At 46.6% G+C, this 15339-nt stretch carries 19 protein-coding genes and 1 CRISPR repeat array (1 of these 20 only partly in view); of the genes, 13 read left to right on the forward strand and 6 right to left on the reverse strand.

What is annotated here, in order from left to right:
• Positions 1-1311: direct repeats of the CRISPR family, unit length 30 nt; unit sequence GTTGAAATCAGACCTTTAAGGGATTGAAAG; it begins 262 nt to the left of the window's first position.
• A gap of 80 nt (positions 1312-1391) precedes the next feature.
• Positions 1392-2159, forward strand: a complete 768-nt coding sequence (gene dph5 / locus LPQ35_RS02765) for a diphthine synthase (protein WP_193806107.1) — start codon at positions 1392-1394, stop codon at positions 2157-2159.
• Here the strand turns inward: dph5 and LPQ35_RS02770 are convergent.
• Positions 2110-2514 (reverse strand): UPF0146 family protein, encoded by a 405-nt coding sequence (locus LPQ35_RS02770; RefSeq protein WP_193806105.1) that lies wholly within the window; start codon positions 2512-2514, stop codon positions 2110-2112. The two genes, dph5 and LPQ35_RS02770, sit on opposite strands and share 50 nt — an antisense overlap.
• A gap of 28 nt (positions 2515-2542) precedes the next feature.
• Between LPQ35_RS02770 and rimI the strand changes: the two genes are divergently transcribed.
• The gene (gene rimI / locus LPQ35_RS02775) at positions 2543-3034 is read left to right on the forward strand and encodes a ribosomal protein S18-alanine N-acetyltransferase (protein WP_193806103.1); all 492 of its coding nucleotides are present in this window, start codon (positions 2543-2545) and stop codon (positions 3032-3034) included.
• On the opposite strand, the gene LPQ35_RS02780 is transcribed toward rimI, so the two are convergent.
• Positions 2969-3244 (reverse strand): UPF0058 family protein, encoded by a 276-nt coding sequence (locus tag LPQ35_RS02780; RefSeq protein WP_193806101.1) that lies wholly within the window; start codon positions 3242-3244, stop codon positions 2969-2971. The two genes, rimI and LPQ35_RS02780, sit on opposite strands and share 66 nt — an antisense overlap.
• A 178-nt stretch (positions 3245-3422) precedes the next feature.
• On the opposite strand from LPQ35_RS02780, the gene LPQ35_RS02785 reads away from it, so the two are divergent.
• From LPQ35_RS02785 to LPQ35_RS02830, 10 genes are read left to right on the forward strand one after another with little or no spacing between them, the layout of a single operon-like run.
• Positions 3423-4202, forward strand: a complete 780-nt coding sequence (locus LPQ35_RS02785; RefSeq protein ID WP_193806099.1) for a winged helix-turn-helix transcriptional regulator — start codon at positions 3423-3425, stop codon at positions 4200-4202.
• A gap of 43 nt (positions 4203-4245) precedes the next feature.
• Complete coding sequence (locus LPQ35_RS02790) at positions 4246-5481, forward strand: ATP-binding protein (protein ID WP_346297675.1); 1236 nt, start codon at positions 4246-4248, stop codon at positions 5479-5481.
• 1 nt (position 5482) lies between these two features.
• Positions 5483-6235, forward strand: coding sequence for an MBL fold metallo-hydrolase (locus LPQ35_RS02795; protein ID WP_193806094.1), 753 nt, complete (start codon positions 5483-5485; stop codon positions 6233-6235).
• Positions 6219-7157 (forward strand): hydantoinase/oxoprolinase family protein, encoded by a 939-nt coding sequence (locus LPQ35_RS02800; protein ID WP_193806092.1) that lies wholly within the window; start codon positions 6219-6221, stop codon positions 7155-7157. The genes LPQ35_RS02795 and LPQ35_RS02800 overlap by 17 nt, the downstream gene beginning before the upstream one ends.
• Complete coding sequence (locus tag LPQ35_RS02805; protein WP_193806090.1) at positions 7144-7737, forward strand: uridylate kinase; 594 nt, start codon at positions 7144-7146, stop codon at positions 7735-7737. Before LPQ35_RS02800 ends, LPQ35_RS02805 begins: the two co-directional genes overlap by 14 nt.
• Positions 7738-7741: 4 nt before the next feature.
• On the forward strand, positions 7742-7903 hold the full coding sequence (locus tag LPQ35_RS02810; RefSeq protein ID WP_084063701.1) for a zinc finger domain-containing protein: 162 nt from the start codon (positions 7742-7744) through the stop codon (positions 7901-7903).
• An 11-nt stretch (positions 7904-7914) separates the two neighbouring features.
• Positions 7915-8181 (forward strand): elongation factor 1-beta, encoded by a 267-nt coding sequence (locus tag LPQ35_RS02815; protein ID WP_193806088.1) that lies wholly within the window; start codon positions 7915-7917, stop codon positions 8179-8181.
• Positions 8178-8807 carry an MBL fold metallo-hydrolase gene (locus tag LPQ35_RS02820; protein WP_193806087.1) on the forward strand — a complete coding sequence of 210 codons (630 nt, stop codon included), beginning with the start codon at positions 8178-8180 and terminating at the stop codon, positions 8805-8807. The genes LPQ35_RS02815 and LPQ35_RS02820 overlap by 4 nt, the downstream gene beginning before the upstream one ends.
• Complete coding sequence (locus LPQ35_RS02825) at positions 8804-9505, forward strand: TrmJ/YjtD family RNA methyltransferase (protein ID WP_193806086.1); 702 nt, start codon at positions 8804-8806, stop codon at positions 9503-9505. Before LPQ35_RS02820 ends, LPQ35_RS02825 begins: the two co-directional genes overlap by 4 nt.
• Positions 9492-10490, forward strand: a complete 999-nt coding sequence (locus LPQ35_RS02830) for an AI-2E family transporter (protein ID WP_193806085.1) — start codon at positions 9492-9494, stop codon at positions 10488-10490. The genes LPQ35_RS02825 and LPQ35_RS02830 overlap by 14 nt, the downstream gene beginning before the upstream one ends.
• A 21-nt stretch (positions 10491-10511) precedes the next feature.
• Here LPQ35_RS02830 and LPQ35_RS02835 read toward each other — a convergent pair whose 3' ends face one another.
• Positions 10512-11414 carry a CBS domain-containing protein gene (locus LPQ35_RS02835; RefSeq protein WP_193806084.1) on the reverse strand — a complete coding sequence of 301 codons (903 nt, stop codon included), beginning with the start codon at positions 11412-11414 and terminating at the stop codon, positions 10512-10514.
• Between the two features lie 108 nt (positions 11415-11522).
• Between LPQ35_RS02835 and LPQ35_RS02840 the strand changes: the two genes are divergently transcribed.
• Positions 11523-12476, forward strand: coding sequence for a GTPase (locus LPQ35_RS02840; RefSeq protein ID WP_193806083.1), 954 nt, complete (start codon positions 11523-11525; stop codon positions 12474-12476).
• Here the strand turns inward: LPQ35_RS02840 and LPQ35_RS02845 are convergent.
• The 3 genes from LPQ35_RS02845 to hisI are packed head-to-tail and all read right to left on the reverse strand — an operon-like array spanning position 12432 to position 15298.
• Positions 12432-13199 carry a presenilin family intramembrane aspartyl protease PSH gene (locus LPQ35_RS02845; protein ID WP_193806082.1) on the reverse strand — a complete coding sequence of 256 codons (768 nt, stop codon included), beginning with the start codon at positions 13197-13199 and terminating at the stop codon, positions 12432-12434. The two genes, LPQ35_RS02840 and LPQ35_RS02845, sit on opposite strands and share 45 nt — an antisense overlap.
• Positions 13199-14983, reverse strand: coding sequence for an ATPase, T2SS/T4P/T4SS family (locus tag LPQ35_RS02850; protein WP_193806080.1), 1785 nt, complete (start codon positions 14981-14983; stop codon positions 13199-13201). The genes LPQ35_RS02845 and LPQ35_RS02850 overlap by 1 nt, the downstream gene beginning before the upstream one ends.
• Positions 14984-15298, reverse strand: a complete 315-nt coding sequence (gene hisI / locus LPQ35_RS02855; RefSeq protein ID WP_193806077.1) for a phosphoribosyl-AMP cyclohydrolase — start codon at positions 15296-15298, stop codon at positions 14984-14986.
• Positions 15299-15339: the final 41 nt, after the last annotated feature.

Here is a 15339-nt window from a genome sequence, read left to right on the forward strand (position 1 = left end):
AGAGTTACGGTTGAAATCAGACCTTTAAGGGATTGAAAGGTAAAGCCTGTATGCTTCAATGAGCTTTTCGTTCATTCTGTTGAAATCAGACCTTTAAGGGATTGAAAGAAAGAGAGCACATTGACCTCGAAGATCTGATATACAATGTTGAAATCAGACCTTTAAGGGATTGAAAGGAATATCCCATTACCATCACCTGAATGCCTTCAACACTGTTGAAATCAGACCTTTAAGGGATTGAAAGTGAGATATAATGTATGTGTTCGGTGTGGCCGGATCATAGTTAAAATCAGACCTTTAAGGGATTGAAAGACCTCACCAACAGCCTTAACGGTCTTAGCAAGTGGATGTTAAAATCAGACCTTTAAGGGATTGAAAGACCTCACCAACAGCCTTAACGGTCTTAGCAAGTGGATGTTAAAATCAGACCTTTAAGGGATTGAAAGACCTCACCAACAGCCTTAACGGTCTTAGCAAGTGGATGTTAAAATCAGACCTTTAAGGGATTGAAAGACCTCACCAACAGCCTTAACGGTCTTAGCAAGTGGATGTTAAAATCAGACCTTTAAGGGATTGAAAGACCTCACCAACAGCCTTAACGGTCTTAGCAAGTGGATGTTAAAATCAGACCTTTAAGGGATTGAAAGACCTCACCAACAGCCTTAACGGTCTTAGCAAGTGGATGTTAAAATCAGACCTTTAAGGGATTGAAAGAAGTTACTGTCTGATCCACTGGATGATCAGGAAGCCTGTTAAAATCAGACCTTTAAGGGATTGAAAGGAATCACCTGTTCAATCTCAGCTCCGACGAATCCCTCTGTTAAAATCAGACCTTTAAGGGATTGAAAGATCCTCGCAAACGCATATATCAATATCGGCAAAAGCGTTAAAATCAGACCTTTAAGGGATTGAAAGATATAAACCTTTGTCAGACAGTCAGACAATAGAAGAGTTAAAATCAGACCTTTAAGGGATTGAAAGGGGAGTTCTCGAGGCGTTCTTCATCCCACCCGAGATGTTAAAATCAGACCTTTAAGGGATTGAAAGGCAGGCACGATAGTAGATGCAACGGACCTTAACTCAGTTAAAATCAGACCTTTAAGGGATTGAAAGATTATTCCCTCAAAGCTTCCAGTGTACCAGACATTATCGTTAAAATCAGACCTTTAAGGGATTGAAAGGTAGTCCCTCAATATTGCCTTACTGATCCTCTCCAGTTAAAATCAGACCTTTAAGGGATTGAAAGGTAGTCCCTCAATATTGCCTTACTGATCCTCTCCAGTTAAAATCAGACCTTTAAGGGATTGAAAGTTTATAGGTTCTGGAACTGCTGCAGTTGCGTTAAAATTAGACCTCGAAAAATCTTTTTAATGGCCTGCATAGTTTGAACGATGCTGACCTTCGTTGGACTCGGGCTGTGTGATGAGAGAGACATCACCCTGAAGGGCCTTGAAGCCGTGAAAAGGGCCGACAGAGTTTATGCTGAATTTTACACCTCTCGGTTAACAGTCTCTCTGGACAGACTTGAAAGGGTTTTTGGGAGGGAGATAGAGATTCTTGAAAGGAAGCATCTTGAGGAAGAAAGCAGGAAGCTTGTGGATGAGGCCAGGGAGCATGACGTGGTCGTGCTAGTTCCGGGGGACCCGATGATTGCCACGACGCATTCGAGCGTGGTATTCGAGGCTAAGAAAAAGGGTGTGGAGGTGAGAGTGATCCACAACGCCAGCATAGTTTCTGCAATTGCAGGAGTCACCGGACTGCACGTTTACAGGTTCGGAAAAACCGCAACAGTGAGCTACCCTTACAGGGGAATCGTGTCCAGGGCACCGCTGGACGTTGTCAGGGACAACCTCTCGATAAATGCACACACACTCCTTCTACTTGATTTAAATCCGGAGCCGATGACAATTGCGGAGGCAGTAAGCATCCTTGAGAATGTGGACGATGGAACTCTGGACCACTTTGCAGTCGGGGTGGCGAGAGTCGGGTCTGAAGATGGTCTTGTTGTATGCGACAAATTCTACAGGCTCGGGGATCACGACTTTGGGAAACCGCTGCACTCCATAGTTGTTCTTGCCAGGACCCTTCACATAACGGAGTATGAATTCCTCAGGGAGTTTGCCAATGCCCCGGCGTCTCTTGAGAGTCTTGTGGAGTGAAAACGTAGAATCTCGCAGATTTGTGGTTTACAAGCCTCCCTCCTTCAACAATTTCGTTTTTAAGGGGTAGGATTATGACATTGCATTTCAGAGCATTTCCAAGCCTGAGAATACACGTCTGAATTTCATACGGTGGTCTGACGGAGTAAACGAGCTCCACGCCCTCATACTTCGATAAATCCGGGTTGCACACATCATCGGGAATCACGTCCTCTGCGGTCTTTTTCAGGTCTGTTTTTACAACCTGTATCCCCTGCTCCTCCAGTTTTTTTGAAATTGCGAAGTGGTTCCCGATACCCACCTCTGCGACCTTTTTCACGCCCATCATCGCAATGTACTCGGCGAGATCAATCACAGTTCAGCTTATATATCAAATACATATAATGGCTTCTGTGTATTCAATACTGATCCGTCCGTTTGAGGCGAGGGATTCATCGGACATAATACGAATTGATGCCGAGTCATTCAACACCAGAAACCCCACCTACGACCTCTTCGTGTACCTTGCGTATGGCAGCGAGATTATTGTTGCGGATATGGGCAGCATGGTGGTGGGGTATGTCGTCCTCTCTTACAGGAATGAAGAAGCCAAAATCATGTCCATAGCAGTAAAGAAGGAGTTCAGGAGGAGAGGCATAGGGAAAATACTTCTCAGAGAGGCAATTCAAAGGGCAAAAAAGAGAGGCATGAGAAAAATTCTCCTTGAGGTTCGTGAGTCAAACGTTCCTGCCCAGAACCTGTACAAAAAATTTGGTTTTGAGGTCGCTGGTTATCTTGAGTCGTATTACAGCGATGGAGAGGCAGCTTATCTAATGAACCTGGACCTCGACAAGGCTGATGACCTCTCTAAGTCTCGGGTTGGCGAGCAGGTCTGAATGGCTTCTCTCTCCCAACATCTCATTAAGCCCCTTACACAGGAGAAATATCGCTTTTTTGTGGTCGTTTTTGCTTTTGTGGATATGTACAGGCTGAACACCCATGTCTTCGTACTCTCTGAAATAACCGTTGCTCAAACCGGCCTCTTCCAAAAATCTCTTGACATGAAACAGCGTCAGATGCAGAAATACAAGCTCTTCCTTGTGCATCAAGCACCACCATATTTTATCATCATCATAGGCTATAAAAGCTTTATTTATCATTAATAAGTCTGGGTTCGTATTTATACAAATGGCAAGAAAAATAAGCTATGTGTTGAATTCAGTTGGCATACAACAGGAAGCTTTTAGGAAGCTTTTAATAGCTCTTCACACCATCGTATTGGAGATGAAGGTTCTGCTTAGCAGAAGAGAAACGGTCAAACTTCTAATACTGGCGGAACTAATGAGAAATCCGGAGTGCAATCAGAGGGACATTGCGAAGAAACTCAGCATCACTCCCCAGGCTGTTTCCGAACACTTCAAGGAACTCGTATCTGAGGAGCTGATCAATGTCGTCCACAAGGGGTATTATGTCGTAACTGAAAAGGGGAAGGACTGGCTCAACAGGAATCTGTTTGATCTTCACATGTTTACGGAAGACCTGATAAGCAAGATTTACTCCTCTTCTGTGCTTGCCCTTGCAAGGGAGGGTATAAAGGAAGGGGACACTGTCGAGTACTGGTTTGAAGATGGATTTGTGTATGTCAGAAAGAGCGAAACAGGTAATGGTGTTGCAACAGGGGATGCAGAGGAGGGGGAGGAAGTCCTGGTGAAGCCAACAGGTGCATTCACACCCCCTCAGAAAGGAGAGGTAGTGATATTCAAGGTTCCGATGGTGGAAAGGGGCGGCAGCAGAGCTGCTGACGTTGAACATCTCGAGAAACTGATAAAGGGGAAAAGAAGGCACGTCGTTGTTGCCATGGGCCTGGAGGCGCTTGTAACCTGCAGGAAGGCTGGAGTTGAGCCAATATTTTTTGGAGCGAAAAACGTCTGCATCGAAGCATCGCATCACGGGAGTGGTGTCATCGCCGTCGTTACCGAGTCAGTAATGGAAGACCTTGTCAGGACTCTCATTGAGGAGGGCATATCTTTCGACATTGTCGATGGGTCGAAACAAAAGGATTAAAAATCCATCCGGATTAATGTCCGGGATTGCGGAGGTGGCAGTGATGTTAGTTAAGGCAGTCGAACTTCTGCTCACAGCAGAGATATTCAATAAGTATGATGCTCTTAGTGAGGACGATATTCCGAAGGAAATAAGAAAGATTCTTTACTCGAATGGCGGTATAAAGCGACCCCTTGTTATAAAAGAATCCACTGTGAGGAATTATGCTGGTTACAATGAAAAAGAGCTGAAAAAGCTTCCCTTTGTGGATGTTAACGCTTTCAACAAGCAGATCAAGCTGACATCATTCGAAATTGCTGCAAGATGGATGGCCAAGAACGGAATTGAATTTATAAAGAGAAATCCGGTCCTTGCGTATTACTTCGAAAATTACGATTCGCTCAACATTTCTTATGAAGATGCGAGAAAGCACATACAGCCAAAGCACAGCGATGCAGAATGGCTCAAAGGTGTTATTGAGGAGCTTAGCAGAGATGAAGCGACAGCAGAAATGCTCAGCCTTGTCAGGATTTTCTCTCCGGAGGAAATAGATGATGACGTAAGTGATGTAGTCCTTGAAGATTATCAGGTGAAGGAAATCCGGAAAATAGAAATTGCCATGGAAGAACGGGAGTGGCTGAGAAATGTTGGGCTGAAGGAGATTGGAAAACTCCTCTTTATCGGTCCGCCAGGTACCGGAAAGACAACAACTGCAAGGTCGCTGAGCAAAAAGCTTTTTCTCCCCCTTGTGGAGGTTAAGCTTTCGATGATTACAAGTCAGTTCCTCGGAGAGACATCAAAGAACATTGAAAAGGTCTTTGAGATTGCAAAGCGACTCTCACCCTGTATACTCTTCATTGACGAGTTTGATTATGTGGCGAAGACGAGGACAAGCGACGAGCATGCGGCCGTTAAGAGAGCAGTAAACACCCTGCTTAAGTCCATTGACGAAATAAATCTGGTTGAGGACGGGGTTCTGCTCATAGCCGCAACGAACCATCCAAGTTTGCTGGACGCCGCAGTGTGGAGGAGGTTTGACAAGATCGTCGAGTTTCCGGAACCCTCTGAAAGTGTCAGGAAGAGAATCTTTGAAATCTCTCTCAGCAAAATTCCTGGAGACTATGATATTGGAAGGCTGGTCAGGGAGACCGATGGCTTTACAGGCTCTGAGGTCAAGCTTATTGTGAGGGAAGCTGTGCTTTCGGCACTTCTGGAAGGGAGGAAGAACCTCACAATGGATGACCTGCTGAAGGCTGTTGAAGATGTGAAGGAAAGACTGAAACTCAAGAACTCCTACTGATATGAAGCTGACTGTACTTGGAACGGGAGACTCACCGGGAACACCTGTGGTGGGCTGTCACTGCAAAACGTGTGAGAATGCGAGAAAGAATGGATGGGAGAGGTTGAGATTTTCTATTTTGATTCAGAATGAAGGAAAAAACCTTCTGATTGATACCTCTCCGGACATGAGGCGACAGCTTTTGAAGGCCAACGTGGATTCAGTGGATGCAGTTATATGGACTCATGCCCATTACGATCACTTTGCAGGATTTGGGGATTTTTACAGGGTTCAGAGCGGTGTGAATGTTTACAGCAGTGGGGAGGTTCTTGAGGATGTTGGAAGGTTCATGTTCTTCATGAAATACAGGGAAAGGCAGGTTGAGTCTTACAAGAGCTTTAATCTGTTTGGCATGGAAATTGAGCTTGTGGATGTTACCCATCCACCCCTGAGGAGGGCACACGGGCTTGTGATAAGATACGGGGGCAGCAAGATTGTAATCACCGGAGATACCAACTCGAACATACCGAAGGAGAGCTTGGAAAGGATGAGAAATCCCGACCTTCTCCTCATTGATGCCATTGCCCCCGAAGGATACAGGCTCAGGAAGCACATGAATGCCGGAGAGGCCAAAGCCATGGCTAAAAAGCTCAACGCCAGAAAAACCCTGTTTGTGCATGTGGGACACTTTTATCCCGTGACCAACAGCTACCCTCTTGCAAGGGATTTTGAAACGTTCGAATTCAGAGGTGTGAGCCTTGAAGACTTCATATAGCGGAATAGACATTGGAGGAGCCAACATCAAGGTTTATGACGGCAGTAGCAGAATCTGCTATTTCCCGATGTGGCAGAGGTGGAAGGAGCTCGGAGATTTTTTGAAAGGACTGGGCCTTGAGGGCAGGGTCGGAGTGGTTTTGACGGGTGAGCTTGCGGACTCTTTTTCAAGCAAGGCTGAAGGTGTTGTGTACATCACAAATGCAGTTAGAGAAGCCTTTGATGATGTCGTGTTTATCGATCTCGATGGAAACCTTAAAAGGGAAATCGACAATCCTGAAAACTTTGCGGCAAACAACTGGGTGGCAAGTGTGAAATTTCTCTCAGAGGAGTTTGCAGACTTCATTTTTGCCGATATGGGATCCACAACAACCGATCTGATTCCAGTGAAGGATGGAAAAATTCTTGCCGGTAAAACAGACTTTGAGAGGCTGGACAGGAAAGAACTTCTGTATTTTGGAATGCTGAGAACGCCCTCGTCTTTCCTTGTAAAGAGAAACTGTTCATCAGAGTTTTTCTCGATAACAGGTGATGCGATGCTTGTTCTCGGGCTCATTGACGAGACTGCTTACTCGTGCGAAACACCTGATGGGCGGGGTAAAAGCTCCGCAGAGTGCATGCAGAGGCTTGCGAGACAGGTGTGTGCAGATCTTCATGAGGTTGGGGAGGATTACGTTATAGGACTTGCAGGGGAAATCAGAGATGAAATGGTTTCAAGGGTTGCAAAGGCGTTTGAGCAGAAGAGAAACCTCTACGGGATCGAAACGGCCATAGGTTGTGGAATAGGTGAAGTACTGCTTGAAGAGGCGGCAGAACTGGCAGAAATGGAGTACGTGTCGCTTCGGGAGAGGTACGGTGAGGTGTCGGACATCTTCCCTGCTTTTGCGATGGCCAGGCTGGTGGAGCTGGATGATAGTGGTTAAACTTGGAGGTAGTGTTTCAGAGACTGCCGGAAGGATAATCTGGGAGCTGAAAAATTCCGGGAAGAACATTCTCATCGTCCCTGGAGGGTGGATTTTTGCGGACATGGTGAGAAAGCTTGAGACCGATGATGAAAGTGCCCACTGGATGGCAATTGCCGGAATGAACGTTTACGGATACTACCTTTCACGGTATGCGGAAGTTATAGAGCCTGAAAACTTCGATTTCGATGTCAGGGGCGTCAGGATTCTTCTTCCATACATTCTGCTCAGAAAGCACGATGATCTGCCACACAGCTGGGAAGTAACATCTGACAGCATTGCCGTGTGGGTGGCGGAGAAAATAGGGGCTGAGGACATTGTAAAGGTCACGGACGTGGATGGAGTGTACATGGATGGAAGGCTTGTGGAAAGCATAGCTGCCAGCGAGCTGAGCCGTGAGACCTGTGTTGACAGCTATTCTCCAAAGCTTCTGAGGGAATACGGGAGAGACATGTTTATATGCAACGGCCTCGTTGAGGGAAGGGTAAAAGATTATATAATGAAAGGGGAAGCTAAAGGCACCAGAATAATCGGGAGGTGATGAAATGGAAATATACAAATGTGTAACCTGCAATGCGAATCTTGTAGGGACGAACTATGTCGCGTTTCCATGTCCATCATGCGGTGAAATGGTTTACAGATGCAAAAAATGCAGGAGGCTTGCGAACTCGTATGTGTGTGAAAACTGCGGTTTTGAGGGGCCATGAGGTGGTAACGCATGGGTAGGGTGTTCATGAAACTCAGGGTAATGCCCAAGGGCGTTGAAGTGGATCTGGAGCAGCTCAAGGAGAAGGTATCGCATGCGAAGCCGGATGAAGTTGAGATAACTGACTTCGGAATACAGCCTATCGCATTCGGTCTCAAGGCTCTGATAGTTGTTGTTGTGATGCCCGACACCGAGGGAATTGGAGATACGCTGATTGAGAGCATTCAGGCCATTGACGACGTTGAGAGCGTTGAGATTGAAGTGCAGGAGCTTGTATGATTGAGAGAATTTTAACTCCCCCTCTTGGGGCCAATGCCTATCTTATTAAGGACGAAAAGATTGCTTTAGTCGATCCCGGAGGGGACTCTGCTTTTATAATAAATGCTGTCTCCAGCAAAATTGACATTAAAAGTCTGGACTACATCATTCTCACCCACACTCATTTTGATCACGCCTCTGCTACCGCCGATTTAAAGAAAGTAAGCGGGGCAGAAGTTTTGATTCATGAAAAGGAATACGAATTTGTGAAGACGAACAATTTCAGCGCCTCGTTTTTCGGAGTGGATTTTCCACCATTTGAAGCTGACAGGCTTTTGAGGGATGGGGAGCTGATAAACCTTGGAAAATTGAAGCTGGAAGTCCTGCACACCCCCGGACACACACCCGGGAGCATCTGTCTGTATGATGAGCTGGAGAGAATAATCTTCACAGGGGATACTGCTTTTCCTAATGGGGGTTTTGGAAGGGTGGATTTTCCCGGAGGGAGCGCCTACGACCTGGTAAACTCTCTTAAAAGGCTGTCAGAGCTTGACGTTGAGGTAATGTATCCCGGACACGATGAGCCGGTGGACGGTGCGGAAGAGCATCTGAAGCTTGCATTTAAGCTTGCCAGAATGTTTCTATGATCGACATTGTTCTTGTCGAGCTTAAAATACCTGAAAACATTGGCTTCATAGCCAGAGTTATGAAAAATTTTGGATTCAAAAATCTGGTCCTCTACAACTGCCACGTAACGAGAGAAAGCTACATCACAGCCTCCCACGCCAAGGACATCATAGACAACGCCACCGTTATCGACAGCCTTGAAGAGTATCTTTCGGGAAAGAGTCTTGTGGTGGCGACAACGGGAATAAGGAGCAGAAACATCGGGAGCTATATTCGGAAAACCGTAACACCTGGTGAACTGAAGGAGATCATAACTGGCAATTCTGCAATTCTTTTCGGCAGGGAAGACTTCGGGCTCTTAGATGATGAGATTCGGCTCTGCAATGCTGTGGTCAGCATACCCACGAGTGAGGAATACCCGGTCATGAACGTCAGTCATGCTGCGGCAGTCATCCTGTATGAGCTGTCTGGGATTGAGGCCGGGCAGGAACTTGAGCCGGCCACTCAGAAGGACGTGGACATTCTCGTTGCTTACTTCAGAGAGCTGATGAATGAGGTGTGGTATCCAAAGCACAGGATTGACAAGTCCACCGTGGTCCTGAAGAGAGCCTTTGGCAGGGCGGGAATGAGCAAGTACGAGATGAACCACATTTCGGGTATCATAAGGAAAACAGTATTATACATAAAACACCTTAAACTTCGGCATGGAAAGAAATAGGCTCATACTGATTTTTTCACTCATCATACTGGTGTTTGCATTTATCTATCTCCTTTCGCCCATTCTTGATGGAATACTGATGGGTGTCGCATTGGCCTATGCGGTCAGACCCCTCCACACCAGACTGAGCAGGAGAGTGGGTGAGGTTATTTCCGCGTTTCTCTCCACGATGATAATTTCTCTGCCCCTTCTGCTCTTTTTTGCCTACGGAGTCTTTCAGGGCGTGACTGAGCTTATAGTGGTCATGAAGAACCTGGAGACGTATGTGGCCATCCTGAACTCCTATCTGAACAGCCTCGATCCTGAGATATCCAAAACCGTGCGTCCAGCACTTAACCAGTTTGTTGCGGTGTTCAACACGAAGATAGGTGATCTGGCGTTCAGCGTAACAACCAAATTCATTTTCTTCGTCATGAATTTCCTGATCTCCACCATTGTGTGTTTTTATGTTATAATCGATGGAAAGACAGTTACACGGAAAATCATAGACCGGGTTTTTCCGGAAAAGGAGGTTGGAGACTTCTTCGAAGAATTCGATAGCGTGCTGATGAACCTCTGGTTTGGGAACTTCCTGTTCGCCCTGCTGATGGGCATTGTGAGCATACCGTATTTCATGGCGTTTGGAATTCCTTACGTGCCCCTTCTCAGCGGTCTGATGTTTCTTGCCGCTTTAATCCCCGTGTTTGCAGAGTGGATGGTAATCCTGCCGCTGACCCTTTATCTTGTATTCATAGACTGGGTTAAAGCAGCATGGTTCCTTGCCATAGGCAGTGTATTTCTTTACATCATTCCTGAACTCATATTGAGGCCGTACTTTGTTGGATACACTTCAAAGATACATCCTCTCGTTTTAATGCTCTCGTTTCTCGGAGGGGGTCTTGCAGCAGGTGTAACCGGTTTCTTCATTTCACCCATGCTTGCAGCATTCCTCACGGCCGTTTACAACCACTACACAAAACAGAGCGGAAACTCAGCCGCAAATTGAAAAAGATAAAACAGAATTGCACTACTGATGGGAACCCATGTGTTCGGGTGCAATCAGTCTCAGGATTTTCTGGTCGGTTATGACTCCTACAGCCTTTCCGGCATCCTTCACGACGAGTATTCTCACGTCCTCGTCGTTCATGATTCTCAGAGCCTCACCAACCGAGATGTCCTTTTCAACTGAGACAATCTTCGGTCTCATGACCTCTCTGACCTCTCCGTCGACTTTGTTCTCTGCAACTGCCTTCGCAACGTGGTCGAGTGTGAAAATTCCCACGAACTCTCCTTCCTTGACTACCGGCATGCAGTAGATGCCTCTTTCTGCGAGCATTTTTGCAGCGTTTTTGACGATCTCTTCTGCATTAACTGTTATGATTGGCGTTGACATGTGTTCTCCCACCTTGTCCTTTGGCAGGGCGACGATTTTCTCGATGTCTATTACGACCATGTTTTCGGTGTCATCTCTCCCGACAACCTTTCCATAAACGAGCAGCTCGTTTACCGGCGTTGGACCTACAACAATTCTGTCGTTTGGAGAAATCTTCCTGATGTTTCCGAGTATTCTTATTCTTGCCTGGCAGACCTTGGGATGGCTCAGTGTTGGAAATATGATTTCCTCAGCGGAAAGGTCTTCCTGAATCTCTCCGTTAATTAAAACGGGAACTTTAACGGCCTCGTCGTATTTTGTTATCGATAGCAGCTCGTATGCTTTTGATGTGGGCCTGTATCCCCCCTTTGGCCCTGGAACTCCCTCGACAAGGCCCAGTGACCTGAGTGCCTGCATCTGGTTCCTGACGGTCCCGGGATTTCTGTTTATCAGCTCTGCTATCTCTTCACCCTTTACGCTACCGCCTCCCTTGTTCTTGTAGATGGTCACAAGGGCATACAGTATGTCCTTCTGTATCTGCGTAAGCTCGAGGTCCATTATCTATCCCTCCTTGCTAATCGGACTACTGGATAGTTTATATATTTTTCCAGCATTTTTATGAGGGAGGGATAGATTTTAAAACCTCTCACCGCAATAATCTCTGGAATGAGTTTCAACCCGAGAAGGCTACCAACTGTGCTCACTGCCGATGAGCTGATAGATAAAGCGTTCAGGAGAGCGTCGAAGGTTAGCGGTAGAAATAGCAGGGAAAAGGCATTGAACAAGCTTTCAACGATTTCAAACGTTCTCGATAATTATTTTGAAAGAATAGTCAGCTCTCACCCGTCTTATGACAATCTGGATGACTTTTACAGGGAAATGGTTGATGTGGTGGTAGGAATACGGAGACTGAAGAAGAGTCTCGCAGCGCTGAGCTGGGCCAACACCATGACTCAGAAAGTAATATCAAAAGGGATAAGAAGAATAAAGGGTGGTAACGATCCTGACAGGGTTCTTAAGGAGGTTTACGGGAGAATAGCTTCGATAATCGAACAGGTGGATGATGCTCTCAGGTTTTTGAACGATGCCAAGAACAGAATGAGGGAGATCCCCACATTGAGCGGCGATTTTACTGCTGTTTTTGCAGGTTATCCCAACGTCGGCAAGTCCAGCATCATCTCGGCCATATCCACTGTTAAACCGGAAATAGCAAGCTATCCCTTTACCACAAAGAAAATCAACGTTGGTTTTATTGATGCAGATGGCCTCAGAATTCAGGTCATAGATACTCCGGGTTTGCTTGACAGGCCCATGGAGAGAAGGAACCGGATTGAGAGAAGGGCAATCCTCGCTCTGAGGTATCTGGCCGATGCGGTAATTTTCGTTATCGATCCGACAGAATCATGCGGGTATGAGGTTGATAAGCAGATGAACCTGCTCTACGAGATTAGGGACCAGTTTGACGTCCCTGTTATTGAAATCTACAGCAAGGCGGATCTGCATGGGAAGAGGGACAGGCTTGCCGTATCGACATTATCGGGGGAAGGGGTTGATGAACTCCTTGGTTTGATAAAATCAATGGCAGAAGAGAAATCCAAGAAGAAATCCGAGAATGGCTGATGCATTCAGTATGGGGAGGCCTGGCTGAGCCTCTTTTCTTGTCTCAACTATTCTCAGCAGTACCAAAAGTCCCGCATAGCCGAATATCACTGTGAGCAGTGCCTGAACAGGGGAGGAGTTGAATGTCAATGCTGATACTGCAAGAATGTTTGGCATGACTGCATCGCCAACGCCCATTATCGCATCTCTGTCTTTCCCGGGAATGATGAAAACAACCGGAATCTTCATCTCAGAAACGCTGTCGGCGAGGGTTAGCATGTGCCTGGTTTTGTGGACTGCGATGTAATCGTATGCAGCGAGCAATGCGAGGAGAACTATTACCGGGATCGGCTCGAGACTTATGCCGAATATCGCCGTGACTGCCGAGGCTATGAGAAGTGCGGAGATGTTCACGACCATCCAGTGTTTGGTTTTTGCTAGCAGGTACAGGAGAATGATAGATGGTATTGCTGAGATAATTCCTATGAACGGCATGAATGCGTAGAAGTAGGTTATCAGGATGAGCAGGTAAAACAGCGGTTTTAGCAGCTCTTTTCTGAATTTTATGAGCACGATGACGATGGCTGTAAAGCCGAGTATCATCAGGATGTAGTAAACCGAATTTGCAACGTCGGATGTGTCCTCGAAAGCCTGCATTCCTGCGGATGAGTAGTACGGTGCAATGTACAATGCTAGGAACGCTGTGAGCAAAAAGAAAACCGAAATGCTGAGCCGGTCCTTCATCAGTATCTCAACCTTATTGTTTCTCCTTTTGCCAGGGCGAGCTTAATCTCCTTTCCAGCCTCTCTGTCCTTTCGAACCCTTATGACTCCACGTCTCCCAACTTCTGCCGTGAAGAGGTATTTGTCTCCTGCGTAAACGTCCACCTGCTTTCCCTCAAGCCCCTCTGCAAGAATGACGTAGTGCTTCCCCTTCTCGTCAACAACAGTTTCCATCACATTTTTCCTTTCCGCTTTGAGAGGCTCGACATCGATGCTGATTCCGAGTTCTTCTTCAATCATTCTGATTCTCTTCCCCTTTCTTCCTATAAGGTGTGGAACCTCGTCCTCAGGCACCCTGACAACCGCCTTTCTGTCGCTCACCGGTACAATTTCGAAAGTCGAAACCAGTTCTGCAATCCTGCTTTCGATCGCATAAACTAAGAGTCTGTTTTCCTGCTGACTTTCCTCGACCGGCATTACGACTACCTGTTCTCCGTAGGTGTACATCTCGAATTCAACCCTCTTTGACTCAAAGTCTATGACCTCTATAACCGGTCTTGCGAGGTCTGCCTCTGTCATTCCGAACGGCACCTTAACTGTGAACCTGAGTTCGTAAACCTTCTCAACCTTTCCTGCATCAATGAAAATCACCGTATCTACAACCTGGGGGATGATACCAAGCTCAACCCTTCCTATCATCCTCTGTATTGCGTCTATTGGCCGTGTGGCATGCGTAACACCGATCATACCCACTCCTGCCAGACGCATGTCAGCGAAAACCTGAAAGTCGGACGTTTTTCTAACTTCATCGTATATTGTGTAGTCCGGTCTCACAAGGAGCAGAACATCAGCCGTGAGGCTCATGTCCTCTTCGAGTGGTGCATACTGGGTGATTTCATCCCTTACCATCAGATCTCTCGGGCTCTCCATGGTCTTTACCATGTATCCGTTCTCCATCAGGTAGTTAGCAACACTTGCAGCGAAGGTTGACTTCCCTGCTCCTGGAGGGCCCGAAATCAGAATTCCCCTCTGCCTCTCGATTATTCTCTTCTTTAGTTCCTCACTTATGCCGTAATCGTCAATGGATGCCTTTGCTATTGGTCTCACGGCAGTGATTTCCATCCTGTCCGAAAAAGGTCTTTCGGCAATCGCTATCCTGAGGTCTCTGAGCTGGATGACCGTAACACCCTTTCGCTCAATCTCTATGCTGCTGTCCTCGTCCTGGGATGCAGCCTCGATTATCTCGTGGGCTATTGCTTTAAGCTCTTCAAGAGTCAGGGGCTCGTCCGTTATCTTCACAAGCTCGAGCTGACCTATCCTGCCTCTCTTTGCGTAGGCCGGAACGCCTTCCCTCAGATGGACGCTTGCGGTATCCTCTGTAAAGAACCTCATAATTCTGGCTTCTTCGGGCCTTATTCTTTCCTTGCCGAGATAGATTGCCTGGATGCCTTTTGAGACTGCAACAAGATACTGAATCCTGTCTCCAGTTATCAGCGTGGCGTTTTCCTCCTCCGCAACCTTTCGTATCAGATTGTCTATCTCTCCTCCTCTGGCGAGCCTTACATGCTCGATACCCGGCCTCTCGCCCAGAAAAAGAACACGATGGCCGAGGTTCTCGGCAAGCTCTCTGATTTTTCTTATCTCTTCGAGGCCCTGAAAACCTGTCATCTTCCCGAAGTTTGCCTGCGCCTCCAGCTCGGCGATGACAGCTTCGGGAATAATTATCGTGCCTTTAAGCTCGTTATTTTCAAGCATCCTCGATATTCTTCCATCTATCACAACGCTCGTATCAACCACGTATTTCATCTACAAACCCTCCAGTTTTCTGAAAAAGCATGAATAACTGCCAGTGTGGCATGCAACCCCCCTCTGCTTTACCAGATACAGGACTGCATCTCCATCACAGTCAACTTTAATTTCAACAACTTCCTGGATGTTTCCAGATTCCTCACCTTTCATCCAGAGTTTTTTTCTGCTTCTGCTATAGTAATGGGCTTTTCTGGTTTCCACCGTTTTTTTAATTGCCTCTTCATTGGCATACGCCAGCATCAGCACTTCTTTACTGTCTGCATCCTGAGCGATTACCGGGATCAATCCGTCACTGTTATATTTAAGCTCCATCAGGAATTTTTTGCAGGAAATGTTTATAAATTTATTTTAAC

This window comes from Geoglobus acetivorans (genome assembly GCF_039641995.1).
GTDB classification, from domain to species: Archaea; Halobacteriota; Archaeoglobi; order Archaeoglobales; family Archaeoglobaceae; genus Geoglobus; species Geoglobus acetivorans.

What these genes read in the sequence shown, in the direction of transcription:
- dph5 (WP_193806107.1), top strand. Translation starts at nt 1,392, where the DNA reads ATGCTGACCTTCGTTGGACTCGGGCTGTGTGATGAGAGAGACATCACC.
- rimI (WP_193806103.1), top strand. Translation starts at nt 2,543, where the DNA reads ATGGCTTCTGTGTATTCAATACTGATCCGTCCGTTTGAGGCGAGGGAT.
- LPQ35_RS02780 (WP_193806101.1), bottom strand. Translation starts at nt 3,244, where the DNA reads ATGCACAAGGAAGAGCTTGTATTTCTGCATCTGACGCTGTTTCATGTC.
- LPQ35_RS02785 (WP_193806099.1), top strand. Translation starts at nt 3,423, where the DNA reads ATGAAGGTTCTGCTTAGCAGAAGAGAAACGGTCAAACTTCTAATACTG.
- LPQ35_RS02790 (WP_346297675.1), top strand. Translation starts at nt 4,246, where the DNA reads ATGTTAGTTAAGGCAGTCGAACTTCTGCTCACAGCAGAGATATTCAAT.
- LPQ35_RS02795 (WP_193806094.1), top strand. Translation starts at nt 5,483, where the DNA reads ATGAAGCTGACTGTACTTGGAACGGGAGACTCACCGGGAACACCTGTG.
- LPQ35_RS02805 (WP_193806090.1), top strand. Translation starts at nt 7,144, where the DNA reads ATGATAGTGGTTAAACTTGGAGGTAGTGTTTCAGAGACTGCCGGAAGG.
- LPQ35_RS02810 (WP_084063701.1), top strand. Translation starts at nt 7,742, where the DNA reads ATGGAAATATACAAATGTGTAACCTGCAATGCGAATCTTGTAGGGACG.
- LPQ35_RS02815 (WP_193806088.1), top strand. Translation starts at nt 7,915, where the DNA reads ATGGGTAGGGTGTTCATGAAACTCAGGGTAATGCCCAAGGGCGTTGAA.
- LPQ35_RS02820 (WP_193806087.1), top strand. Translation starts at nt 8,178, where the DNA reads ATGATTGAGAGAATTTTAACTCCCCCTCTTGGGGCCAATGCCTATCTT.
- LPQ35_RS02825 (WP_193806086.1), top strand. Translation starts at nt 8,804, where the DNA reads ATGATCGACATTGTTCTTGTCGAGCTTAAAATACCTGAAAACATTGGC.
- LPQ35_RS02830 (WP_193806085.1), top strand. Translation starts at nt 9,492, where the DNA reads ATGGAAAGAAATAGGCTCATACTGATTTTTTCACTCATCATACTGGTG.
- LPQ35_RS02835 (WP_193806084.1), bottom strand. Translation starts at nt 11,414, where the DNA reads ATGGACCTCGAGCTTACGCAGATACAGAAGGACATACTGTATGCCCTT.
- LPQ35_RS02840 (WP_193806083.1), top strand. Translation starts at nt 11,523, where the DNA reads ATGAGTTTCAACCCGAGAAGGCTACCAACTGTGCTCACTGCCGATGAG.
- LPQ35_RS02845 (WP_193806082.1), bottom strand. Translation starts at nt 13,199, where the DNA reads ATGAAGGACCGGCTCAGCATTTCGGTTTTCTTTTTGCTCACAGCGTTC.
- LPQ35_RS02850 (WP_193806080.1), bottom strand. Translation starts at nt 14,983, where the DNA reads ATGAAATACGTGGTTGATACGAGCGTTGTGATAGATGGAAGAATATCG.
- hisI (WP_193806077.1), bottom strand. Translation starts at nt 15,298, where the DNA reads ATGGAGCTTAAATATAACAGTGACGGATTGATCCCGGTAATCGCTCAG.